Genomic DNA, 23,137 nt, shown 5'->3' with positions numbered 1-23,137 from the left:
CTACATTTCTCACCAATTTGCAACTCTTTGTTTTATTTTTGTCAATATTTTTATCAAATTTTTTGCCACTTTTCCTAAAATGCCGTCGATATTTTCCTAAAACTGCATTTCTTTCCGTAGAAATGCAAGCACCCGCTTCTCAATACGTGAAACTTGAACCTGTGAAATTCCAAGCTTTGTTGCAATTTGCTGTTGCGTCATATCCTTAAAATAGCGCAATACAACAACTTGCCTTTCTTGCTCGGCTAAATGACAAATAATACCCTTTAACTGTATCATGTTTACTTGTTTTTCTTCTACATCTCGAAAATCGTCCGAGTATTCCTGCTGGCAACGTTCCGGATCATCCAAGCTTTCTAAACTTGTCATCGCATCTCTTGCTTCCATAAGAGAGAGAATTTGTTCCGTATCCATTTCCATTTCTTCTGCCAGCTCACTTACCTTGGGGTATCGGCTTGTTTTTTGGCAGAATTCTTCTTGAATTTTTTTCATGCGCTTAATATCCAGCTTTATTTGACGTCCCACCTTAATACGGCCGTCATCACGCAAATATCTCTTAATTTCTCCCAATATCATCGGCACTGCATAGGTGGAAAACATGACACCATAACTGGTATCAAAACGCTCCACTGCCTTTAACAGACCAATATATCCCAGCTGGAGCAAATCATCCAGCTCATAGCCTGACCCAATAAATTTTAATGCAATGCTTTTTACCAGTCCCGTATTCTGATAAATGAGATCTTCTTTTGCGTCTTCCTCACCACGTTGAGCCCGCGCGATCAATTCATATGTATCTTCTTTGCAGGAATAGGCGTTATTGCCAATCATAGTAATGAATCCAATTGTTTCATCATCGTTACCTTTGTCCCCTCTCCCGGCTTCGATGTTATTTCCAAACGGTCTGTAAAGCTTTCCATTACGGTAAAGCCCATACCGGAGCGTTCTTCTCCCCCCTTCGACGTGTAGAGTGGTTCCTTCGCTTTCTCGATGTCTCCAATTCCAACACCGTCATCTGAAACAATCATGATTAATCTACGATCTTCTGTATATTTCACCTCAACGGTAACTAAACCGTCTTCGGCTTCATCATATGCATGAATAATTGCATTGCTTACCGCTTCTGAAATAGCTGTTTTTATCTCCGTTAATTCCTCAACCGTAGGATCCAGCTGCACTGCAAAAGCAGCTACTGCAGCTCGAGAAAAAGCCTCATTCTCCGAATGGCTTGGAAATTGCAATTTCACTTCATTTTTATATTTCATCCGTTCATCACTCCTTTCTACTCCATATGAGATTGCATTTCACCGCAAGTTTTTATAGCTTGTTCCACCGTTCCGCAGTAAGGTGCAATGGTAAAAAGCCCCGACATTTCTAATATACGCTTTGCATAGTCATTACATTCCGAAACCATAACTTTTCCGCCTATTTCTTTCATTTTGTTATACCGACCCATAACTACTCCAATGCCTGCGCTATCCATAAAGGTGACACCCTGAAAAGAAAAAATGAGGTTCTTTCTTTCTGAGGTGTCAATCATTTGGTCAATTTTTGCTCTGACTTCAGCGGCAGAATGATGATCGAGTTCGCCTTCTAGTCGAACAATCAAACTGCTTTCCGTTATCTCTGATGTTAATTTCATAATAAAAAACCCCCTCCCTTCTAGAGTATACCTCTGATTTTTCAGCTTGTCCTTAAGAGAAAATAGGGGTTGCCTTGTATTTTTGTCGAATCAGGACGGAAAGTATAAACGAAAATTCACATACTCCCCTGTATCAACCATAATGATGTATGCTGTGTAATAGCAATCTTTCTTTTTCGAGTAAAGATTCGCTGCCTTAATGCGGCCTTTCTTTAAGAAAGCTTCGACCATTGGCTTCGTTAACGGCTTTCTTCTTTCTTCGAAGAAGCGATCTTTTTTCCAAATTACAAAATTGCACTCTCTTCCGGTCTCACAATAATAATTGACTTTCCCTTCGTAGATATTTTTTCCGCATCGAGGACAGCACCCAATGATTTCACGCCCTCTCTCATCTACCTTTGCTTGGTAGGTATGTATGATTTCCTCGACAAAGGATTCGATCTCTGAAAGAAATACTTCTGCCTGCAATTCACCTTTGTAAATCCATTCTAATTTCTGCTCCCATTCTGCAGTGAGCTGTGCGCTTTTTACTTTTTCGGGTACAGTCTCGACCAGACGGTAAGCTTTTTCAGTCGGAATCAATTTTTTCCCTTTTCGTTCAATAAATTGTGTCTTTATAATCTTTTCAATAATCCCTGCTCTGGTAGCCGGAGTTCCAAGTCCTGCACCGGAAACTTCTTTTTTCAATTTTTCATCTTCTAATGTTTTCATTGCATTTTCCATTGCAGAAAGAAGTGTATCCTCTGTATAAGGTTTTGGAGGACTTGTCTTGTTTTCTTTAGAGGTAATCTTTACTTTAGGAATGCAATCTCCTTCCGACAATTGAGGTAAAATTTGATCTTCCTTTTCACTTTTCTTCTTTTTCTTTTTTGTTCTTTCTTGCAATGTTTCCGCTAATTGTCTGTGAATCTGCTTAAATCCATCCTCTGTAATCTGTCGGCCAGATGCTTTAAATGCTTCTCCTTCGATAGATAATGCGATCTCTGTTTTAATATATTCATGAGGAAGATAGGCCGCTTCCAGCAAACGGTATACAATTAAAAGGAAAACACTTCCTTCCTCCGGTGTCATTTTCACTTTGACTTTGGAGGCTTCTATTGTTGGTAAAATTGCATGATGATCCGTTACTTTTTTATCATTAATCAAGCGATCTAGCTCCAAAACCTGATCCTTATACAGCGCTCTCGTTTCTTCCTTCAAATAAGAAGCACTTAGAATGCCTCGTAGAATTTGCATCGTTGTATCCCCCATATCCGAGGTAAGATATCGGCTATCGGTTCTCGGATAGGTTACTAACTTTTTTTCATAAAGATTTTGGGTATAATCTAAGGTTTTTTGCGCTGAAAATCCCAATAACTTATTCGCATCTCTCTGCAAAGTTGTCAAGTCATACAAAGCCGGAGGATTCTCTTTCACCGGCGACTTTGTCAATGAGGACACGAACGCATCTCTTCCATTGCACTTTTCTAAAATCCGCTTGCTTTCCTGCTCGGTTTCCACACGATTTGTCGCAGTAAACTCTTTGCAATCTGCAGTTAATATATAATACGGTTTTGCATCAAATTGATCAATCGCTCTTTGACGTTCTACCATAAGATTAATGGTAGGCGTCTGTACCCTGCCTACATTCAGATTCGTATAAGAAAGGCAACCAAACAGTCTCGAAAAGTTGATGCCCACCAGCCAATCTGCCTGCATTCTTGCCAAGGCTGCTTGATATAGACGGTCATACTTTGTTCCCTCTTTTAATTTCTCAAACCCTTCTTTGATCGCTTTTGTCTCCATTGAACTAATCCACAGCCTTTGAAATGGCTTTCTGCAAGCAGCCTGATAATAAACAAGACGAAAAATCAACTCCCCTTCACGTCCTGCATCTGTTGCACAGATAATCTCTGTTACCTTTTCTAAATCCATTAAATTTTTCAGGATTTGGAACTGACTTTGTGTCGCTTCCGTTACCTTATACTTCCATTCATTTGGAATGATCGGTAAATCAAAAATATTCCATTTCCGGTACTCTGCATTATAAGCTTCTGGCATAACCGTCTCAACCAAATGACCCACACACCATGAAACCAAATATTCTCCGCCTGAAAAAAAACCGTTTTCCTTCTTAGAGGCTCCAATGACTCTTGCGATCTCTTTTGCCACACTAGGCTTTTCTGCAATTACAAGCTTCAATGATCCTTCTTCCTTTCTATTTGATTTAATGTCTTACTCTTTCCCATAAATCATAACCGATTCTCTGCTTTCAAACGCAGCCCGAATCAACTCTTCTACATTTAAATGGCTTTCTGATTCCAAAATTTGATTTAATTTAGGTTTTGTTGATGGGTGCTTTGGTAAAAATACCGTACAGCAATCCTCATATGGTAAAATAGAGGTATCATACGTGCCAATTTGTTTTGCCAAATCCATAATATCGACTTTATCCATCGCAATCAAAGGTCGCATAACCGGCATTTGAACCGATGCATCCGTTACAACCAAAGCCTCAGCAGTCTGACTTGCAACTTGTCCAATATTTTCTCCGGTTATCAGCATCAGACTTCCTGTATCTTTTGCCACCAATTCAGCCAAACGCATCATAAATCGCCGTACCAAAATTGTAATTTCTTCTTCAGGGCAATTTTGCACAATTTCCTCTTGAATCGGCAATAAATTTATGCTGTGAATCCGAATTCTTCCACAGTATCCGGCTACTATACGTGCTAAATCCTGTACCTTATCCCATGCCCGCTCACTGGTATATGGATAGGAATGAAAGTGGACTGCTTCAATCATCATACCTCGCTTTGCCATCATAAACGCAGCTACCGGACTGTCAATCCCGCCAGAGAGCAGAACCATTCCTTTTCCATTTGTTCCAAGGGGCAGTCCTCCGAAACCGGATACCTTTTGTTCAAACACATATGCTTTTTCTCTTCTAACCGAAATAAATAGTTTACAATCAGGTTTATGAACGTCTACCTTCAATACTTTACACCCAATCAAAATCTTTGCTCCAATAATTCGTCCAATCTGCGGCGACTCTATCGGGAACGCTTTATTGGCTCTTTTGGCATCCACTTTAAACGTCTGAATTCCCTTTTCTTTAATTAAGCCAAGCATATAGGAAACTGCTTCTTGTCCTATCTTATCCAGTATCTCTTCTGCATCTCCTTCAGAAATATCAATTTCTACGGCAGGGCTGATAGAAGCTACACCAAAAACCCTGGAGATTTCTCCGGTAACAATATCTTTATTCAAACTATCTGGTGTTTTTACAAAGATAAGGCCTTCTTCTCTTCGTACCTCTATATCCTGAAATTTTTTCATTATTTTACGGATACGGTCTACCAGCATCCGTTCAAAATATGGTTTGTTCATTCCTTTTAATGCGACTTCACCGCAGCGTACGATGTAAGTATTTCTTTTATCTGACATAATTCCTCCTATTACCTTCTTATCTTCGTTTTTTTCCAATTGAACCGCGAAGCTTACGCATTGTCTCCACGGCTTTTTTTATTTCTATCAATACATAGTCCATTTCTTCTGTTGTATTCTCTTCACTAAAACTAAATCGAACAGCACCTTCCATCGCTTCATCTGACAATCCCGCAGCTTTTAAGACATGGCTTCCTTTCTTTTTTGAAGAACAAGCAGAGCCGGTTGACACATAAATCCCCTTTTGCTCTAATGAATGCAACAGCACTTCCGCTCGACATCCTAAAAAACTCACATTTAAAATATAAGGACTGCAGCTCTCATCCTCTGGGCTGTTGACTTGAATATCTGAAATGGACGCTTTGATTCCTTCAAGTAAATGCTTTCGAACTTGTGTCACATGTGTTTGTTTCTCTTCAAAATCGTTAAACAGTATTTGTGCCGCACTTCCAAGTCCAACAATTGCAGGAACATTTTCTGTGCCTGAACGAAAACCTCTTTCCTGACCTCCTCCGTAAAAAAAAGCCGGAATGTGTATTCCTCGCTTTATATACAGTGCTCCAATTCCTTTCGGTCCATGAATTTTGTGCCCGCTAATGGAGAGCAAGTCCACCGAACTGCTGTCTAAATTAATTTTTTCTTTCCCAAACGACTGCACAGCATCTGTATGAAATAAAGTTGATTCCTTCTTCATTCTTCCAACTTCTGAAATTGGCTGAATGGTACCAAGCTCATTGTTTACATGCATGATAGTAATCAAAATAGTCTGCTCGTCTATTTCTTCTTCCAATTGTTCTAAATTAATTTTTCCCTTCTTGTCTACATCAATATAGACGACTTGGAAACCTTCTTTTTGCTCTAAATAGCGACACATCTCTAAAACAGCCGGATGCTCAATCTTCGATGTAATTATTTTTTTCCCTTTTCGCTTTCCTGCCTGCGCTGCACCAAAGATTGCTGTATTATCACTTTCCGTTCCTCCTGAGGTAAAATAAATTTCTTCTTCTTTTGCGTGCAATATATTTGAAACAGCCTTTCTTACAGCCTTAACTTCTCTTTCTGCCTCAATACCTAACCGATGCAGTGAAGAGGGATTTCCAAAATTCTCTTTCATACATCGGGTCATGTCTTCTGTCACTTTATCATATTGTTTCGTTGTTGCACTGTTATCTAAATATACAATCATCCTTATAGCCTTTCATGTTGGATCAATCCGTATTTATTTCTTTTATCATAATTTTTATTATGTCATATGACAACCCATAAATCAGGTTCATTCACACTGCTACAATAAATACATCCAAGTCAAAATTTTAGAATTTTATTGCTTATGTGTACTTATTATACCCTGATTTTTATTGCAACTGCAAGGCAAGATGAAAAATTGACATTGCATTTTATTTCAATTAAAATGAAAGAACCATTAAAAGACGTCAATAAACCGACGAGCGATAAGCAAACTTTAAAATTTATATCAATGTTGACGGTGAGAGGGCTATCATGATTGAAAAAAGCAGTTTTAGAGAAATGAATGAAAGTATTTTGCTGGATTTAATGCTAAATGCCACCAATGAAGCCATTGTAGTCATAAATAAGAACGGTATCATAGAAATTCTCAGTGATGCCTACGCTGATTATTTAAAAATAAGAAAAGAAGATGCCATCGGAAAACATGTATGTGATGTCATTGAAAATACGAGACTTCACATTGTTTTAAAAACGCGTAAGCCAGAAATCGCACAAATGCAGCATATTAACGGCCAAAACATGATTGCTACTCGTATGCCTATTATGAAGGGCGGCAAAATTATTGGCGTTTTCGGAAGAGTATTATTTAAAAATTTAAAAGAACTTCATGGATTATACACGCGGATTAACGAAATAGAACAAGAGCTTTCTTTATATAAAAACAAATTTGGTAAAATCAATGCCGCTAAATATGTGATAGACGATTTAATTGGGGATGGTGAAACAATGACTGCCTTAAAAGAAACCATCCGCCGAATTGCTAAGAACAATTCCAACGTCTTGATTTTCGGAGAAAGCGGAACGGGAAAAGAACTCTTTGCACATGCAATTCACAATGCAAGCAAACGAAGCCAACACCCACTAATTTGTCTGAACTGTGCATCAATACCGGAAAATCTTCTAGAATCTGAACTTTTTGGATATGAAGAAGGATCTTTTACGGGAGCTCAAAAAGGAGGTCGCTCCGGTCTGTTTCACGCTGCCAATAAAGGAACTTTGTTTTTAGATGAAATCGGCGACCTTCCTATGCAAATGCAGGTGAAACTTCTTCGTGTTCTTCAAGATAAAGAAATTCAAAAAATCGGATCACATGTAAAAGAGAAGATCGACGTTCGTATTCTTGCTGCAACCAATAAAAATCTTTATGAGCTGATCGATCAGGAGCAATTTCGCTCTGACTTATTTTACCGTTTAAATGTTATCAGCATTACGATTCCTCCGTTACGAGAGCGAAGAGAAGATATCCCACTTTTGGTCAATTCTTTAATTGAGAAGCTTTCTCAAAAGGAAGGTGTCCCCGTTCAGGGCATCTCAAGCCGTGCAATGGAATATCTAAAGCGTTACGACTGGCCAGGTAATGTCCGTGAACTGGAAAACATTTTAGAACGAGCAATTAACTTTATCGATGATGATTTAATTATAAAAACAAAGCACCTGCATAATAAATTAACCGGTATCCCGTGCGACGAAATCAGCAAAACACTTAAAAACATCTTGGAAGAAACGGAACGTTTAACAATCGTGAATGCCATGATGCAGAATAATAGTAAAAAATCTGTTGTTGCCAAGAAGCTGGGAATCAGCCGCACCAGTCTTTATGAAAAGTTGGAAAAATATAATATTAACTTTGAATCATAAAAAATTTTTTTAAAGAGTTTTATGGAAATAATATAAAGATAATCCGGAAATATGTACATCATTTTTAAGTTTTGTACGTATTTCCGAACATATTTCAATCGCTATTATTTGATTCGTACGGAAATGTTTACAAAATACAATTGTTTCCTACAGTTAGATCGTTTTTAGACAACTTGTTTTAAACATAAAAAATCCAAACCCATTGCAACCACTGGGTTTGGATTTTTTATGTTTAAAATGGCATGCACTTTGCAATACTTAATCTTATAAGGCCTTATATAATTTTCTTATTTTTCATAAAGGAAAAGGAGTGTATGAGATATGTTAAACAAAAAAGTTGCTATCGTTACAGGCGCTGCCAGTGGAATCGGATTTTCTGTATCAGAAATGCTGGCGCAATCCGGTGCTAAGGTTATTATGGCAGACGTCAATGAGGAAAAATTAAAAGAATCAGCAGATCAATTCGGTCAAAGCTACTATTGTGCAGATTTAAGTAAGCGAGAATCCTGCAAATCTTTAGTGGATTTTGCCCTTGAAAAACATGGAAAGGTTGATATTTTGATCAATGTAGCTGGAATCCAGACCGTTTCTCCAATTGAAGAATTTCCAGAAGATAAATGGGACTTTATGATTTCCCTTATGCTGACAGCTCCTTTCTTACTTACAAAGTATGTATGGCCTTCCATGAAGGAACAGAATTGGGGGCGCATCATTAATCTAAATTCAATCCACGGCTTAGTCGCTTCTGAATTTAAATCGGCCTATGTTTCAGCGAAACATGGATTGACCGGTTTAACAAAAACAGCAGCTTTAGAAGGCGGTGCTTATGGAATCACAGTTAATTCTATTTGTCCGGCTTATGTCCGCACCCCTTTAGTTGATAATCAAATTGCCGCGCAAGCAGAAAATCACGGCATTTCTAAAGATGAAGTTGTAAGCAAAATTATGCTTCAAAAAGCAGCAGTCAAAACACTTCTTGAACCTTCAACCGTCGCAGAAGTTGTAAAATTCCTCTGCTCAGATGCAGGAAATAATATTACTGGCTCCGCATTGACAATTGATGGTGGCTGGACAGCTGGTTGATCCCCCCTACAATGAAACAAATTTGCTATAGTTAACAAATTTCATTGAGTTTTTTAAGGAGGCGTATTGTATGATAGGTGTTATTGGTATTATTATTTCTCTCTTCTTATTGATGTACCTCGCTTATAGAGGTTGGTCTGTAATCTTAATCGCCCCTGTATTGGCTTGCTTAGCTGCGTCATTTGCAATTTTTGATGGCGGCAGCTTCCACATGCTTGCAACGTATACAGAAAAATTTATGCCGGCTTTGGCAGGCTATATTAAGGCGTACTTCCCTATGTTTTTACTCGGTGCAGTTTTCGGAAAAGTAATGGACGTTTCCGGCTCTGCAAATGCGATTGCTGAATTCATTACCACAAAAATCGGAAAAGGTAAAGAAATCTGGGCAGTCGTACTATCCTGTGCTGTTATTACCTACGGTGGCGTTTCTTTGTTCGTTGCTGCATTCGCAATTTATCCAATCGGTGCTGCATTATTTAGAGAAGCTGATATTCCAAAGAGAATATTACCACCGGCGATTGCACTTGGCGCATTTACCTTTACGATGACAGCCATCCCAGGTACTCCGCAAATTCAAAATGCAATTCCTATGACTTTCTTTGGTACGGATGCATTTGCTGCTCCTATCCTCGGTATCGTGGCAGCACTCATCATGCTTTTCGGAGGCATGTTCTGGTTAACACATGTTGAGAAAAAAGCAAAAGCAGCCGGAGAAGGATATGGCGATCATAAAAATGAAAATCTGCAAATAATGGATCCACAATATTTACCTTCGTTTGTTACTTCTATTACTCCTATTATCGTTGTCATTGTAGCAAACTTCGCTTTTTCAAAATGGATTCTACCAAGCTTTGACTCTTCTTATTTGGAAACAGATTACGATACAAGCTTTAAGGCCGTTTCCGGTACATGGAGTCTGATTCTTGCTCTTATTTTAGGCGTAGCACTTGTTATCCTCTTTAACTATAAGAGGTTTGATAAAGGTGTTGTTGAATGTCTGAAAGATGGTGTGCAAGGCTCTTTCCTAGCAGTTATGAATACCGCTTCTGAGGTGGGTTACGGTAATGTAATTAAAACATTAGCAGGGTTCAGCTTAGTTGCCGCTGGTATGTTGAGTATTTCAGACAACCCGTTAATTGGTGAAGCAATTTCTTCCTCCGTGCTTGCCGGCATTACAGGATCTGCTTCCGGTGGTTTAAGTATCGCTTTGGCAACATTCTCTGAACAATTTATAGCACGGGCAAGCGAACTGGGTATTAGCCCTGAAGTTCTTCACCGTGTAGCTTCCGTTGCATGCGGAGGACTTGATACACTGCCTCACAATGGTGCAGTAATTACTTTATTAAACGTAACTGGTATGACTCACAAGGAATGCTATGGAAACATTGGTATGTGTACCGTAGTTATCCCGGCAATCTCCTGCGTTGCTATTATTATTCTTGGTTCTATGGGCATTGTTTAAAAGAAAAGAGGTATTTTCATGAAACAAAAAATCACAACTGCTACCCAAGCCGTTGATGCCATTCAAGATGGTGCTGTCATCATGATAGGCGGATTTCTCGGAACGGGAACTCCAGAAAATTTAATTGACGCCTTGGTAGCAAAAGGAGTAAAAGATTTAACCATAATCGGAAATGACGGCGGTCTGCCCGGACGTGGAATCTGTAAATTGCTCGAAGCAAATATGGTAAAAAAGTTAATTGCATCTCATGTCGGAATGACCAAAATCGTTGCGGAACAAAAAAATTCAGGTGCGCTTGAATTAGAATTGGTCCCACAAGGTTCTTTAGCAGAAAAAGTACGTGCAGGCGGATTCGGTCTTGGTGGAATCTTAACACCAACCGGTGTTGGTACTATGGTTGCTGAGGGTAAAGAAACTTTGACCGTTAATGGTGTTGAATATCTTCTTGAAGTTCCTCTAAAAGCAGACTTTGCACTTATTCGTGCTTTTAAATGCGATGAATTTGGAAATAGTATATATACAAAAACAACAAGGAACTTTAATCCTCTGATGGCTTCTGCTGCAGAGCATGTCATTGTAGGAACGGAAGAAATTGTAAAGATTGGTGACATCGATCCTGATGACGTGGTGACACCTGGTATCTTTGTAGATTACATTGTAGGAGGTGAAAAACCATGGGAGATATAAAAGAGCGCATTGCAAAAAGAGTTGCAAAAGAAATTAAAGATGGCTATGTCCTTAACTTAGGAATCGGCCTTCCAACACTGGTTGCAAACTATCTTCCAGAAGGAGTTGATGTGACCGTACATTCCGAAAATGGGTTCCTCGGTCTCGGCCCAGCGCCAGACGCAGGAAAAGAAGATACCTATTTGGTCAATGCCGGCGGACAATATGTCTCAATTTTACCTGGCGGCATGTTCTTTGATAGCGCAACATCTTTCGGTATCATTCGTGGAAAACATGTAGATGCTTCTATTCTTGGCGCTTTAGAGGTTGATGAAAAAGGAAATCTCGCAAACTGGATTGTTCCTGGAAAGATGGTACCTGGTATGGGTGGTGCGATGGATCTTGTGGTCGGTGCAAAAAGAGTTATCATTGCAATGACACATACTGCAAAGGGAGCTCCTAAAATACTGAAAAAATGCACACTTCCATTGACCGCTGTTGGCGTCGTCAATGAAATTGTAACTGAAATGGGTGTAATCGAAGTTACACCGGAAGGACTTCTATTAACCGAGCTTCATCCTGATTATACCATCGAGCAGATTCAAGCAGTAACAGAGGCAGAATTAGCTATTAGTCCAAACCTTAAAAAAATGGAAGATTAATATAAATTGGCAAGGAGGAAAACATGCGAGAAATTAAAAATATAATGATTGCAGGTGCCGGAACCATGGGCTCTTCTATGGGAGAAACCTTTGCAAAATATGGATATGATGTTGTTCTTTACGATATCTTTCCGCAAGCATTAGAAAAAGCAAAAAATCTTATCGCTTTAAATCAACAAACGGAAGTCTCTGAAGGGATCGTGACACAAGAAGAATCTGAAAAGCTTTTATCCAGAATTCAATATTCATCGGATGTCAACTGTTTTAGTAATGCCGATTTTGTTGTCGAAGCGATCCTTGAAAAGCTGGATATTAAGCATAAATTTTGGGGAGAAGCTTCTTCAATTGTACCAGAAGATGCTGTTCTTTGCAGTAATACTTCAGGTTTAAGTATTACAAAAATTGCTGAAGTCGTAAAAAATCCTGAAAGATTTGCCGGTATGCACTGGATCAATCCTCCACACATTATTCCGTTAATTGAAGTCATTAAAGGTGAAAAAACAACAGAAGATAACGCAAAAGTGGTATATGATCTAGCAATCAAGGTTAAAAAGAAACCCGTAATCGTAAAAGATGCTCCTGGGTTTGTATTAAATCGAATTCAATTTGCGATCATGAGAGAATGTCTGCACATTGCGGAGCAAGGAATTGCATCTACTGAAGGGATTGATGATGTTATGAAATATGGCCTGGGACTTCGCTATGCTTGCCTGGGACCATTCCAAGTAGCCGATTTGGGAGGCCTTGATATCTTCCATAACATTTCATCTTATTTGTTTGCAGACCTGTGCAATGCAGATGACAGCTTCGGTCTGTTAAAGGGATGCTTTGAAAACAATCAGTTCGGAGTAAAGAACGGAGCAGGTTTTTATGACTACTCCGATGGCAAAGATGAAGAAGCGATTAAATACCGAGATATGATGTTCACGAAGTTATCGAAATGCCTATATGAAAAATAAGTTTATCAATTAAAATAAGAAGACCGCGGGCATTGTCTGCGGTCTTCTTATTTTAATACATATTAAATATAGTAAACTTTATATCTTTCATTGTATTGATATAGAAATATTGTTTTATTTCCTACTTATAGCTAAAGCTTTTTGAACTCACCTGCATAGCAGGCGGATTTCATTAACATTAAAAAAGTCCACTGTCTAGCAGTGGACTTAATTTTCATTATTAAATTAATTATTTCGCGTAATCAATTGCTCTAGTCTCCCGAATTACATTTACTTTAATCTGTCCAGGATATTCCAGTTCACTTTCAATCTTTTTACTGATTTCTCTAGCTAGGAACACAATCGAATCATCTGACATCTCATCTGGCTTTGCGATAATACGAATTTCACGTCCAGCTTGAATTGCAAAGGATTTATCTACACCTGGAGTGGTATTTGCAATCTCTTCTAGCTTTTGCAAACGCTTGATATATGTATCGAGCGTTTCTCTTCTCGCACCCGGTCTTGCTGCGGAGAGTGCATCTGCTGCTGCAATCAGTACAGCTTCCATGCTCTTCGGTTCGTAATCTCCATGATGTGCTGCCATACCATTGATAACAGCTTCGGATTCTTTGTATTTCTTCAGTAAATCAATACCGATGTCAACGTGTGTTCCTTCTACTTCATGGTCGACTGCTTTACCAATATCATGAAGTAATCCAGCACGCTTTGCCAGTTTTACATCCATCCCCAGTTCACCTGCCATAAGTCCAGCTAAGTGTGCTACTTCAATCGAATGCTTTAATACATTTTGTCCATAACTTGTGCGATATTTCAATCGTCCTAAAAGCTTAATCAGTTCTGGATGAAGATTGTGAATCCCTACTTCAAAGGTAGCGGCTTCGCCCTCTTCCTTTATAATATTGTTGACTTCACGTTCCGCTTTTTCAACCATCTCTTCAATTCTTGCAGGATGAATACGTCCATCTACAATTAATTTTTCTAATGATAAGCGGGCTATTTCACGTCTGACCGGATCAAACCCAGAAAGGATAACCGCCTCCGGCGTATCATCAATAATTAAATCAATTCCAGTCAGCGTTTCAATTGCACGAATGTTTCGCCCTTCTCTTCCTATAATTCTTCCTTTCATTTCATCATTCGGAAGCGGTACGACAGAAACCGTTGTCTCTGCCACATGATCAGCAGCACATCGTTGAATTGCTCCGGTAATAATTTCCTTTGCTCGTTTTTCACCTTCTTCTTTTGCTTTCGATTCAATATCTTTAATCAAAAGTGACGCTTCATAACGAACTTCTTTTTCAACATTAGATAATAATAATTGCTTTGCTTCTTCCACCGTATAACCTGAAATCCGCTCCAACTCTTCAATCTGCTTTGAAATAAAGCCATCCAGTTCATGCTCTTTGTCTATTAATATTTGCTCTTTGCGTGTAATGCTTTCTTCTTTTCTTTCAATATTTTCGACTTTACGATCTATAGATTCTTCTTTTTGGATCAATCTTTTTTCGGATCTTTGGATTTCTGCTCTTCTCTCTCGAACCTCACGCTCTACCTCGCTTCTCATGCGATGAGCTTCTTCTTTTGCTTCCAACGTAATTTCTTTTTTAATCGTTTCCGATTTGTTTTCCGCATCGAGGATCATATTCCTTGCTTTTTGTTCGGCACTGCCAATGGCTCGCTCACCAACATTTTTTCTGAATATATATCCGGCTAAAAGTCCGAAAGCTAAGGCAAAGATTCCAATTATCACTGCAATAATTGGGTTAATAATCATGCACCTCATCTTTCTGCGCATTACTTTTCATTCAAAAATACATCGCGCTTATGCATTTTTTTCCATTGTTATTTTACTAAATATTCCGCATTACATAATTAAATATTGATATAATCACACTATATATATTATAATGTTTTGTATACGAATGTCAAGAAAATGTCAAGAAAACGAGGGCTTTAATCCATGAACTATTTTGTAAATTTGCTTAAAAATATTGATAAAACACTGCTGATTCTTACAGTTTTTTTTGCAGCAATCAGCGTTACTATGATAGGAAGTACTGCCTATGCAGAACACTTTGTCTTTAACCGGGATATGCAGATACAGTTGATTGCTTATGTAATCGGCATTTTTGCCATTGCAGTCATCCTACTTTTTGATTATAACATATTCAAAAAGTTGGAGAAAGTGTTCTACGTTACATCAATCCTATTACTTCTTTGTGTCTATATTCCAGGTCTTGGCAGCTCTCAGAAAGGAGCACGCGGCTGGCTGAACTTTGGACCGATTAACGTACAGCCTGCTGAACTTGTTAAAATTACTTTTATACTGATGTTTGCTCATTTTCTATGTCGTCATAAAGAGGACTTATGCACTTTTAAAGGAATTGTCCGATGTGGAATCTATGCTGCTCCGTTCTTATTCTTGATCTTAATTCAGCCAGACCTCGGAAACGTTCTAGTCTTTTGCGTCATCGCAGCAATTATGATATTCGCTGCAGGTGTTGATGGCAAACTATATGCCAAGGTCTTGGGTGGCATTGCGGCTTGTATGCCAATTGCTTACTTTTTAATGGATTATCATCAAAAAATAAGAATTGATGCATTCTTAAATCCTTCTGACACTTCCCTGCCTGGAAATTATCAAGTCTTACAATCTAAAATTGCGGTTGGCTCGGGAGGCTTTTTTGGAAAAGGCTTGTTTCAAGGCACGCAGAAAGAATTGAAATTCTTACCGGTTCAAAAATCAGACTTTATTTTCTCAGTAATTGTTGAAGAATTAGGCATGCTGGGTGGAGGAATTGTAATTGGACTCTACACTATGTTTCTCTATCGCATTATGCGGATTATTGATAATGCAAAAGATTTGTATGGTGCGCTTGTCGTAACCGGAATGTTCGCGATGTTTACCTTTCAGATTTTTGAAAACATCGGTATGACAATGGGGCTCATGCCGGTAACAGGCATCACGCTTCCGTTTATCAGCTATGGTGGCAGTTCTATCGTCACGAACATGGTCGCACTTGGACTTATTTTAAATATTGGAATGCGAAGCAAGCTGATTAATTTTTAAGTATTCTCTTTATTTAAAATACAATATATAAAAAACGCCGTTCTTTAATTTAAAAGAAACGGCGTTTTTTGCTCTTTTCTATTTCTTTCTATCACAAAACACTTTTTATTAAGTCTTTATGAGGTGAAGAGATTACACTATAGCTGGTGATCTCTCCGGTCTCTTTCAGTTCATTCAAACAAGAATTTACCGCAGAATTTACGGAAGACACTTCGCCTGTAAAAATAAGAAAACCCTTTCCTCCCAAACCTCTTGCAATTCTGACTTCGATCAATTGAATATTGGAAGCCTTCACTGCAATATCTCCCGCTTTTACCGCAGTCAATGCGGAAATCGTTTCAATAATGCCAAGCGCTGAAACCGATGTTACTTCGGACGTTCCTAAAATTGCAGCTGGCAGTGATTCGTTTATATTATTTATAATATGACTCCCTACCAAAAAAATATCTGCTTTATGAATACCTGCATTCATCGAGCTTTTTACAGCACCTACATTACCGGATATAATAATGACGTACTTCCCGGGGCAGATCGGTGTAGCAAGCAGTAAATCAACATTTGCAGCTTTCAGCATTTCATCAGCCGTCTCGATCCCTACGGGAATGCTCTTTAATTCCAATAATCCTAATGATTGCCCCATGAGCCACCTCTACTTTCATAACGTTTAAACAAATAATATTGTAATGACAAATAATAGAATCATGATTGTCGTTGCAGGAGGGTCTATGTGCGTATCACAATGGCAATTAAAGGTCTTTGCAATAAAATCACCAAGAATGGATCCTAGCACTCCAAAAATAATTCCCATAAGTGGATTTCCTGACCATACAGCAGCACAGGCTGCCGGGTAAGCAATGTGGTGCGTTGCCGGGCAGGCAAATCCTGTTTGTGTAAAGATCAAAGAGGTTGCGGCAATTCCGAAACAAATAACCGGAAAGGCATTCATAAGCGCAGGGTCTACACCGGCTTGAAGCATTTGCTGCGCTATAAAAGAAATCGTTACTCCAATGCCCAGGCCTAGTACTGCATTGCAGAAAAACCCTTTTCCGCCCGTATAAAATTGCCGTTTGTCTCCCTCTTCACATTTCCCTATGATTCCGCTTTTTCCAAACAGCAATCTCGTTGCAACTGCAAGAATAACAACGGTCGTTCCCGGTAAATCTGACGGAAAATTGACTGCGGCCAGCAGCTGAAAAATAATCATGCCGGCCAGCCCGAAGAAGCCACCTACCAGCAAAGTAACCGGATCTCCCGTTCCATATAAAGAAGACAAAATATCCGTTCCATTCTCTAATTGCTTTGTCTTATATGCGTATCCTGCTGCTGCAACACCGCCTGCAAATGCAACATGAGGTCCCAGATAGGCTCCAAATGCGATGTATCCAACTGCTAAATCGACTGTTCCTGCCAATGCTGCAGTTCCTCCCGCAATTGCAATGATACCTGTTAAAATAAATGCCGGAAGTGCTCCGATATATGCACCGATTATTCCACCTCCAAAAGCCGCTATCACCAGTAACCATTGTAAATTATCCATAAGCTGTTCCTTCTTTCTCTCAAATTTCTTTCACTACATTTGAATTCTAATATTTTCGTTTGTTACTGCTGTAACAACACCGGAAATACTAGCATGGATATTACTTCCCAATTTCCCCTCAGAAATCTTTGCAACTAAATCTCCTTTTTGCACGGTGACACCTACCTTGACAACCGGCTCCGACGGAGCGCCAACGTGCTGTCTGAAAGGAATTGTTACCGTTTGAAAAGCCTTTTCTGATACAATGATAGGAGCAGGCTTATCATACTTCGCCAACCCCAGTTTAGAAATCAGTTTATTCACAGGATACTTTTTATACTCTCGAAACATGGCTGCTTTATCCGGTTGTAAGTTCAAATTGTTTCGTATTCCTTGATTCAATAATTCACTTTTGAGAATGGCATTCATTTTCCAAGGCTGCAGATCTTGGACGCATGCATATTCGCACAATCGGCATCCACAACACAAAAAAGCATGTACTGCAGTTGTATTGGAATCACACATTTTCCCGTAACTTGGAATTCGAATTAATTTATGTGGTTCGAGCCGATGTCCTAGCAGACCTCTCGGACACACTTCTGTACATAGACTACAATGCATACATGCAGTTCTCGCCTCTCGCATCATACTGGAAACCTCTTTTGTTAAACTCGTTATTAAAGAATGATTCGCAGGTAATACAATCAGCCCTTTTACCGTCTTTGTGATCACTTCATCAACGGAAATTAATTTTCCCATCATCGGACCGCCATTTATAACTTTAAAATCTTTTACAGTGACACCTCCGGCTAAGTCAATTGCTTCTTTTACCGTTATTCCTAGCGGCACTTTTACGGTGATTTGACTCGCCACTTCACCGGTCACCGTTAAATACTTCTCCGTTACCGGTTTCTGATTTGTGTATGCTTCATACACATTCAGCGCAGTTTCAACATTTGTCACAATGACTCCGACATTTAACGGCAGCCCGCCTTCCGGAACAATTCTCTTTGTCACTTCATAAACAATGACTTGTTCATCACCGGCGGGGTAAAAATTATCTAAAAAGTGAATTTTACAGCTTGGATAACTGCTTATACGCTCGCTCAAAGCCTCTTCAGCACGGTGGTATTTCCTTTTTAAAGCGATATATCCTGCCTTCGCACCTACATGTTCGACAATCAGCTGCAGCGCTTGTAAAATTTTATCAGCTTCACTAGCCATCAATTGCTGATCCACTCTTAAAAGAGGCTCGCATTCCGCACCATTTATAATGACATATTCGGCCTTTGCATTATATTTTACATGGCTGGGAAATCCAGCACCCCCTGCGCCTACAATTCCTGCTTCTTCTACTAAAGTTGTTAAACTTTTTTCCATACTGCCACCTCATTTACCTTACATCCAATCCGCCGACAAGGACACACTTTCGCTTTCTTGCGAAAGATTTCGCAGAGGTAAGGCCTTCTCCGGTAGGGCCTGCAATGGTAAATGTGGTATGCCCCTCTCCGCCTACACCAATGCCGGCATACGAAGGTCCATTTTTCACAAAAATAGTAGTTTGTATCAATTTTGCCATCTTTGTCAGCTTATCTACATTCTTTGAATGCATCATTGCAGTATGCCTGTTTCCGTGTTCCACTTCAATCGCAAGATCAATCGCCTCATCTACGTCTTTTACACGCACAAGCGGTAAAATCGGCATCATCAGTTCGGTTTGTACAAAAGGGTGCGCAACAGAAGTTTCCATCAGTATCACTTTTATTTCAGAACCAACTTCGATTCCAAGCTTAGAAAGAATATACGGTGCACTCTTTCCTACAAAGCTAGTTTTCGGTCCTCCCTTTTCATTGATAACCAGTTCTTCCAACTGCTTGATAAGCGTCTGGTCTTTCACTTCATACGCACCAAACTTTTTCATATTGAAAATCAGATAATCAGCAATCGAATCAACCGCAAGTATTTCTTTTTCTGCAATGCAAGGAAGGTTGTTATCAAAGCTGCAGCCTTTTACAATATCGTCTGCCGCTTTTTCAATGTCAGCTGTCTCATCTACTACAACCGGCGGATTGCCTGCACCAGCACCAATTGCTTTTTTACCGCTTGACAATACTGTTTTTACAATCGCCGGTCCGCCAGTAGCTACAAGCATTCTGACTTTAGGGTTTTCCATCATTAAAGTTGTGTTTTCAATCGATGGCTCTCTTACCGTAACGATCAAATTTTTCGGTGCGCCGGCTTCTTCCAGCCCTTTATTGATTAACTTAATCAAAGCCAAAGATACGTTTTTTGCTCTGGGATGTGGGCTGAATACTACCGCATTCCCTGCTGCTAGCATGCCAATTGAATTGCAGATAATCGTTTCGGTTGGATTCGTGGTCGGGGCAATTGCACCGATGACTCCAAACGGAGAATATTCTACAATTGTCAATCCATCATCACCCGACATGGCTTCCGTCGTTAAATCTTCAATTCCCGGTGATTTCTTTGCTGCCAATGTATTCTTAATCAGTTTGTGCTCATACATTCCCATTCCGGTTTCTTCTACCGTCATCTGTGAAATAAATTCTAAATTCTCTTTTTTCAGCACAACATTGCGAATGACTTCCACATATTCTGCTCGGTTTGACATGCTGCAATTTAAATATTTTTTTTGAGCAGTCGCTGCGGCTTCTACCGCATCACCCATATGATCAAAGATCCCGTAGTTATAATCTTCATTTTGCATAGAAGCCTCTTCGCCTACGCTCTCAATTACTTTTTTTACTAATTCCTCTATCATTTTTACATCTATATTCATTTTTGCTGACCTCCTAAGACTTGGTTTAAAGCAAAATGTGCAATTTGTGTATCATCTTGCGCACTTCCGCCGCTGACACCGATGGCACCCACTAATCTGTCACCGATAATGCAGGGAAGTCCTCCACCAAATGTAATAATTTTTCCATGATCGAGATTTTGAAGCCCGTAAAATTCTGCGCCTGGTATCGTTAATTCTGCCAATTCATTGGTTGGCATCTTTAATGCATTTGCCGTGTATGCTTTATTGATCGAAACCTGAATACTAATTAGTAAAGACTCCTCCATCCTGTGAAGTAAAATTAAATTGCCTCCAGAATCAACTGCAGAAAATACAATGGAAAGACCCATTTCTTTTGCCTTTTCCTCTGCATGCTGTGCCATATTTTTTACAGCTTGCAGATTAAAAACCTTATGCGCTTCGCTCTCCTTAAAAATCCCTGCTTTCTTCATTGCCTCCTTTACGGTCTGCTCCACCTTTGACCTCATCTCGATCTCTTCTTCATATGTTTCTTCGAGCCTAGCCAACGCATAGACTGCATCGGATAATCGATTTACATACTGCATCAATACTTCGCTTATTTTTTCTTCACGTGCTGCTGTGACGACCGTTCTCTCACTTCTTCGAATCATTGTCCTTGCAACGTGCATTGCTGCCGATGCACTGTTGACACCAGGTACCACAAACTGCGTCTGTTTTCCAGTCTTCTCCGTACACGAATCGACGATCTTTTCTAAATCACTTACATCATCTGCAGTAATTTTAGTTTTCAAAAGGGTCAGCCCTTTTTCATCACTGGCAAGCTCTGCACCGAGTATAAAAAGTTTTTTCTGTATACAACGGATGCTTTCTTTTATGTAAGGATGCTTCGTTAATGAGTAAGCAAATCCCAGCATAGAATTTACTTCATCAATGCTTCCGTAACAGTTTACCTTCAGACTATCCTTTGAAACTCTTGAGCCCCCAACCAAACCAGTTTGACCTTTGTCACCTGTTTTCGTATATAAATTTGCCAATACATCACATCCTATATATTTAATTCTACAGAATCTACAATACCTACAATCGTTGCATCTACCGGTGACTTGGTATTTCCTAGAGCATACTTTGCGGAACTTCCCATCGAAATAATAACAATTTCACCAGTGCCTGCTCCAACGGTATCGACTGCAATCTCGGTTCTTCCAACTACTTCCATATCGTCGGTTAATTTTTTTACAAGCAGCATCTTGTTTCCGATTAAATTATCGTCCTTCCGTGTTGAAACGACTGTTCCAACTACTTTTGCCAAATACATATGAACCACCTATTCACTCTCTAATTAACTGTATCTTATTTTTTTTAGCGGTATCCTCTGCTAATCTGGTTACAAGTGAATTTCTGCCTATAATAATCTTTTGATAGCCTGAATTGATTACAATATCTACGTTTCCAACCACCTTATTGGAAAGCACTTTACACTCTGCCCTTTTATCGTCTACAGTCTTTTCGTACTCTTTTTCATCAATTGCCTGTCTTTGAACTATTTTTAAAACAGCACTCTCATACAAACACTCTGCGGTTGTCAAATAAGCTCCAAAAGAGGCCAATTTCTTCATATTGTCTCTTAACTGTACCTTGAATGCTTCTTTCATTTGATACCCATTTTCCGCATTTTTTTTATGATCCGGGCAGCAGCCGTCTATCGCAATCACTACTTTTTTTCCCTTCAGCAATGCATTTGACAGGAATCGAGACGCTGGATTGTCTGCAATTCCGCAGGCTATTTTGGCCGCTGTGTTTCTAGTCATGGTTGGAACGATTACTGCATCAAACTCTCTTAGGAAAAGTTCTGGTATTTTACAATCCTTTTCATCAACAAAAATCGGATGCAGTCTCTGTTCTATCTTTGCGTAATCTAAGAGAAGCTTGGCACTTTCTGATAGGAATACATGAAAGGTGAATCCTTTTTCTCCTAGCTTAGATAATTGAGTCAAAGCTTCGTCTAAGTTCACAGGTGAACCTGTAAAAATAAGCAGTATTTTTTTATCTCGATTCGCTATTTTTTCCATTACTCTTTCGGCTATATATGTAATAAGAACCTCTTCAATCATTTTTTCCAAATTTTCTTTCAACATATTGTCACCATCTAAATGATACTGTTCATCGCAATTCCAAGCGGTGTTACCAATAGTGGTTCTACTGGCTTTACCGTTGGAATGCCAATGAAATTCTCAAATACCTTTTCAAAATCGCTGAAACAGCTGGCACCACCGACTACGTAAATGCGGTTTACATGAAATCCACTTAAGTAGTTCTTTATTATAGATGCCATTTTCTCGACGACAGGCTTTACAACCGGAAAAATATCTCCCTCTTGAACTAAATCCTTTTTTAAAGCTTCCGCTTCTTCAATCGTACTTTTATTAAATCCGGCAAGCACTAGAGTCATATGCGTTCCTCCGGTTGCTTCATCATTTGTATAAATGACTTTACCTTTTTTCAAAATACTGATACCGGTCGTTCCGCCTCCCACATCGACTACTGCACCATCCTGTAGTCCAATGACAGTAGCTGCTGCGGTGGGCTCATCGACAACATTTGTCACCTGAAAACCCGCAGCCTCTACCACATTAGCAATTGCTTTTCTATTGCCATCAATAATTCCGGGCGGGATTGCTGTAGCTGCTTTTTGTAACGTAACACCAAGCATTTGTTCAATCTGGTGTTTTAAAATTTCTACAGCTTTACATGCCCCGATATAGTCGACGACGATCCCATCTCTTACAACTGTGGAATGATACGTTGCTCCTGCAACGGGCCTATTGTGTTCATCCACTACTGACAACACAATATTTGCTGTACCTAAATCAACACCACATTTCAACTTTCCTTCGTAAGCATTGAACGTTTTATTGCGGACAAGCCTCGCAAATTCACTTAACAATTCGTTGCATTTTAACAAATCATATTCCACAGTATC

22 protein-coding genes are annotated in these 23,137 nt (G+C 39.3%); 7 read left to right on the top strand and 15 right to left on the bottom strand.

The window, feature by feature from the left end; translation table 11 throughout:
- Positions 1–96: 96 nt before the first annotated feature.
- From U5921_RS11435 to U5921_RS11410, 6 genes are all read right to left on the bottom strand, one after another.
- Entirely contained in the window at positions 97–831 is a 735-nt protein-coding gene (locus U5921_RS11435) for a sigma-70 family RNA polymerase sigma factor (protein ID WP_324823451.1), read from the bottom strand.
- Entirely contained in the window at positions 828–1,265 is a 438-nt protein-coding gene (gene spoIIAB, locus U5921_RS11430; RefSeq protein WP_324823449.1) for an anti-sigma F factor, read from the bottom strand. Before spoIIAB ends, U5921_RS11435 begins: the two co-directional genes overlap by 4 nt.
- A gap of 17 nt (positions 1,266–1,282) precedes the next feature.
- Positions 1,283–1,642 carry an anti-sigma F factor antagonist gene (gene spoIIAA / locus U5921_RS11425; RefSeq protein WP_324823446.1) on the bottom strand — a complete coding sequence of 120 codons (360 nt, stop codon included), beginning with the start codon at positions 1,640–1,642 and terminating at the stop codon, positions 1,283–1,285.
- Between the two features lie 90 nt (positions 1,643–1,732).
- Positions 1,733–3,823 carry a DNA topoisomerase 3 gene (locus U5921_RS11420; protein ID WP_324823445.1) on the bottom strand — a complete coding sequence of 697 codons (2,091 nt, stop codon included), beginning with the start codon at positions 3,821–3,823 and terminating at the stop codon, positions 1,733–1,735.
- 33 nt (positions 3,824–3,856) lie between these two features.
- Positions 3,857–5,068, bottom strand: a complete 1,212-nt coding sequence (gene thiI, locus U5921_RS11415; protein WP_324823443.1) for a tRNA uracil 4-sulfurtransferase ThiI — start codon at positions 5,066–5,068, stop codon at positions 3,857–3,859.
- 19 nt (positions 5,069–5,087) lie between these two features.
- Positions 5,088–6,254, bottom strand: coding sequence for a cysteine desulfurase family protein (locus U5921_RS11410; protein ID WP_324823441.1), 1,167 nt, complete (start codon positions 6,252–6,254; stop codon positions 5,088–5,090).
- 314 nt (positions 6,255–6,568) lie between these two features.
- Here U5921_RS11410 and U5921_RS11405 point away from each other — a divergent pair, with 314 nt between their 5' ends.
- The 6 genes from U5921_RS11405 to U5921_RS11380 all read left to right on the top strand — a co-directional run bounded on the left by U5921_RS11405 (position 6,569) and on the right by U5921_RS11380 (position 12,786).
- On the top strand, positions 6,569–7,954 hold the full coding sequence (locus tag U5921_RS11405; protein ID WP_324823439.1) for a sigma-54 interaction domain-containing protein: 1,386 nt from the start codon (positions 6,569–6,571) through the stop codon (positions 7,952–7,954).
- Positions 7,955–8,275: 321 nt separating this feature from the next.
- Positions 8,276–9,037 (top strand): 3-hydroxybutyrate dehydrogenase, encoded by a 762-nt coding sequence (locus U5921_RS11400; RefSeq protein WP_324823437.1) that lies wholly within the window; start codon positions 8,276–8,278, stop codon positions 9,035–9,037.
- 70 nt (positions 9,038–9,107) lie between these two features.
- On the top strand, positions 9,108–10,499 hold the full coding sequence (locus tag U5921_RS11395) for a GntP family permease (protein ID WP_324823435.1): 1,392 nt from the start codon (positions 9,108–9,110) through the stop codon (positions 10,497–10,499).
- A gap of 18 nt (positions 10,500–10,517) precedes the next feature.
- Entirely contained in the window at positions 10,518–11,186 is a 669-nt protein-coding gene (locus U5921_RS11390; RefSeq protein WP_324823433.1) for a CoA transferase subunit A, read from the top strand.
- On the top strand, positions 11,174–11,827 hold the full coding sequence (locus U5921_RS11385; protein ID WP_324823431.1) for a 3-oxoacid CoA-transferase subunit B: 654 nt from the start codon (positions 11,174–11,176) through the stop codon (positions 11,825–11,827). The genes U5921_RS11390 and U5921_RS11385 overlap by 13 nt, the downstream gene beginning before the upstream one ends.
- 23 nt (positions 11,828–11,850) lie before the next feature.
- Positions 11,851–12,786, top strand: coding sequence for a 3-hydroxyacyl-CoA dehydrogenase family protein (locus tag U5921_RS11380; RefSeq protein WP_324823428.1), 936 nt, complete (start codon positions 11,851–11,853; stop codon positions 12,784–12,786).
- Positions 12,787–13,015: 229 nt separating this feature from the next.
- Here the strand turns inward: U5921_RS11380 and rny are convergent, their stop codons facing one another.
- A complete protein-coding gene (gene rny, locus U5921_RS11375) occupies positions 13,016–14,572 on the bottom strand; it encodes a ribonuclease Y (RefSeq protein ID WP_417765059.1) in 1,557 nt (518 codons plus the stop codon).
- A 177-nt stretch (positions 14,573–14,749) separates the two neighbouring features.
- Between rny and rodA the strand changes: the two genes are divergently transcribed.
- Positions 14,750–15,859 (top strand): rod shape-determining protein RodA, encoded by a 1,110-nt coding sequence (gene rodA / locus U5921_RS11370; RefSeq protein WP_324823424.1) that lies wholly within the window; start codon positions 14,750–14,752, stop codon positions 15,857–15,859.
- A gap of 91 nt (positions 15,860–15,950) precedes the next feature.
- Here the strand turns inward: rodA and U5921_RS11365 are convergent, their stop codons facing one another.
- Genes U5921_RS11365 through eutJ form a run of 8 tightly spaced genes read right to left on the bottom strand, consistent with a single transcriptional unit; the run spans position 15,951 to position 23,131 of the window.
- Positions 15,951–16,499 carry a BMC domain-containing protein gene (locus U5921_RS11365; RefSeq protein WP_324823422.1) on the bottom strand — a complete coding sequence of 183 codons (549 nt, stop codon included), beginning with the start codon at positions 16,497–16,499 and terminating at the stop codon, positions 15,951–15,953.
- A gap of 24 nt (positions 16,500–16,523) precedes the next feature.
- On the bottom strand, positions 16,524–17,396 hold the full coding sequence (locus U5921_RS11360) for a hypothetical protein (protein WP_324823420.1): 873 nt from the start codon (positions 17,394–17,396) through the stop codon (positions 16,524–16,526).
- 33 nt (positions 17,397–17,429) lie between these two features.
- Complete coding sequence (locus U5921_RS11355) at positions 17,430–18,755, bottom strand: SLBB domain-containing protein (RefSeq protein ID WP_324823419.1); 1,326 nt, start codon at positions 18,753–18,755, stop codon at positions 17,430–17,432.
- A 13-nt stretch (positions 18,756–18,768) separates the two neighbouring features.
- On the bottom strand, positions 18,769–20,175 hold the full coding sequence (locus tag U5921_RS11350; RefSeq protein ID WP_324823416.1) for an aldehyde dehydrogenase family protein: 1,407 nt from the start codon (positions 20,173–20,175) through the stop codon (positions 18,769–18,771).
- Positions 20,172–21,191 (bottom strand): cob(I)yrinic acid a,c-diamide adenosyltransferase, encoded by a 1,020-nt coding sequence (locus tag U5921_RS11345; RefSeq protein ID WP_324823414.1) that lies wholly within the window; start codon positions 21,189–21,191, stop codon positions 20,172–20,174. Before U5921_RS11345 ends, U5921_RS11350 begins: the two co-directional genes overlap by 4 nt.
- Positions 21,192–21,202: 11 nt before the next feature.
- Complete coding sequence (locus tag U5921_RS11340; protein WP_324823412.1) at positions 21,203–21,472, bottom strand: EutN/CcmL family microcompartment protein; 270 nt, start codon at positions 21,470–21,472, stop codon at positions 21,203–21,205.
- 13 nt (positions 21,473–21,485) lie between these two features.
- A complete protein-coding gene (locus U5921_RS11335) occupies positions 21,486–22,292 on the bottom strand; it encodes a flavoprotein (RefSeq protein WP_324823410.1) in 807 nt (268 codons plus the stop codon).
- A gap of 11 nt (positions 22,293–22,303) precedes the next feature.
- Positions 22,304–23,131 carry an ethanolamine utilization protein EutJ gene (gene eutJ / locus U5921_RS11330; RefSeq protein WP_417765011.1) on the bottom strand — a complete coding sequence of 276 codons (828 nt, stop codon included), beginning with the start codon at positions 23,129–23,131 and terminating at the stop codon, positions 22,304–22,306.
- Positions 23,132–23,137: the final 6 nt, after the last annotated feature.

It is taken from the genome of Sinanaerobacter sp. ZZT-01 (assembly GCF_035621135.1).
Lineage (GTDB): Bacteria > Bacillota > Clostridia > Peptostreptococcales > Anaerovoracaceae > IOR16.
This window is presented reverse-complemented; position numbering and strand designations above follow the sequence as displayed.

Coding starts and splice junctions, on each gene's coding strand:
- U5921_RS11435 (WP_324823451.1), bottom strand. CDS start 831: ATGATTGGCAATAACGCCTATTCCTGCAAAGAAGATACATATGAATTG.
- spoIIAB (WP_324823449.1), bottom strand. CDS start 1,265: ATGAAATATAAAAATGAAGTGAAATTGCAATTTCCAAGCCATTCGGAG.
- spoIIAA (WP_324823446.1), bottom strand. CDS start 1,642: ATGAAATTAACATCAGAGATAACGGAAAGCAGTTTGATTGTTCGACTA.
- thiI (WP_324823443.1), bottom strand. CDS start 5,068: ATGTCAGATAAAAGAAATACTTACATCGTACGCTGCGGTGAAGTCGCA.
- U5921_RS11410 (WP_324823441.1), bottom strand. CDS start 6,254: ATGATTGTATATTTAGATAACAGTGCAACAACGAAACAATATGATAAA.
- U5921_RS11405 (WP_324823439.1), top strand. CDS start 6,569: ATGATTGAAAAAAGCAGTTTTAGAGAAATGAATGAAAGTATTTTGCTG.
- U5921_RS11400 (WP_324823437.1), top strand. CDS start 8,276: ATGTTAAACAAAAAAGTTGCTATCGTTACAGGCGCTGCCAGTGGAATC.
- U5921_RS11395 (WP_324823435.1), top strand. CDS start 9,108: ATGATAGGTGTTATTGGTATTATTATTTCTCTCTTCTTATTGATGTAC.
- U5921_RS11390 (WP_324823433.1), top strand. CDS start 10,518: ATGAAACAAAAAATCACAACTGCTACCCAAGCCGTTGATGCCATTCAA.
- U5921_RS11385 (WP_324823431.1), top strand. CDS start 11,174: ATGGGAGATATAAAAGAGCGCATTGCAAAAAGAGTTGCAAAAGAAATT.
- U5921_RS11380 (WP_324823428.1), top strand. CDS start 11,851: ATGCGAGAAATTAAAAATATAATGATTGCAGGTGCCGGAACCATGGGC.
- rny (WP_417765059.1), bottom strand. CDS start 14,572: ATGAGGTGCATGATTATTAACCCAATTATTGCAGTGATAATTGGAATC.
- rodA (WP_324823424.1), top strand. CDS start 14,750: ATGAACTATTTTGTAAATTTGCTTAAAAATATTGATAAAACACTGCTG.
- U5921_RS11365 (WP_324823422.1), bottom strand. CDS start 16,499: ATGGGGCAATCATTAGGATTATTGGAATTAAAGAGCATTCCCGTAGGG.
- U5921_RS11360 (WP_324823420.1), bottom strand. CDS start 17,396: ATGGATAATTTACAATGGTTACTGGTGATAGCGGCTTTTGGAGGTGGA.
- U5921_RS11355 (WP_324823419.1), bottom strand. CDS start 18,755: ATGGAAAAAAGTTTAACAACTTTAGTAGAAGAAGCAGGAATTGTAGGC.
- U5921_RS11350 (WP_324823416.1), bottom strand. CDS start 20,175: ATGAATATAGATGTAAAAATGATAGAGGAATTAGTAAAAAAAGTAATT.
- U5921_RS11340 (WP_324823412.1), bottom strand. CDS start 21,472: ATGTATTTGGCAAAAGTAGTTGGAACAGTCGTTTCAACACGGAAGGAC.
- U5921_RS11335 (WP_324823410.1), bottom strand. CDS start 22,292: ATGTTGAAAGAAAATTTGGAAAAAATGATTGAAGAGGTTCTTATTACA.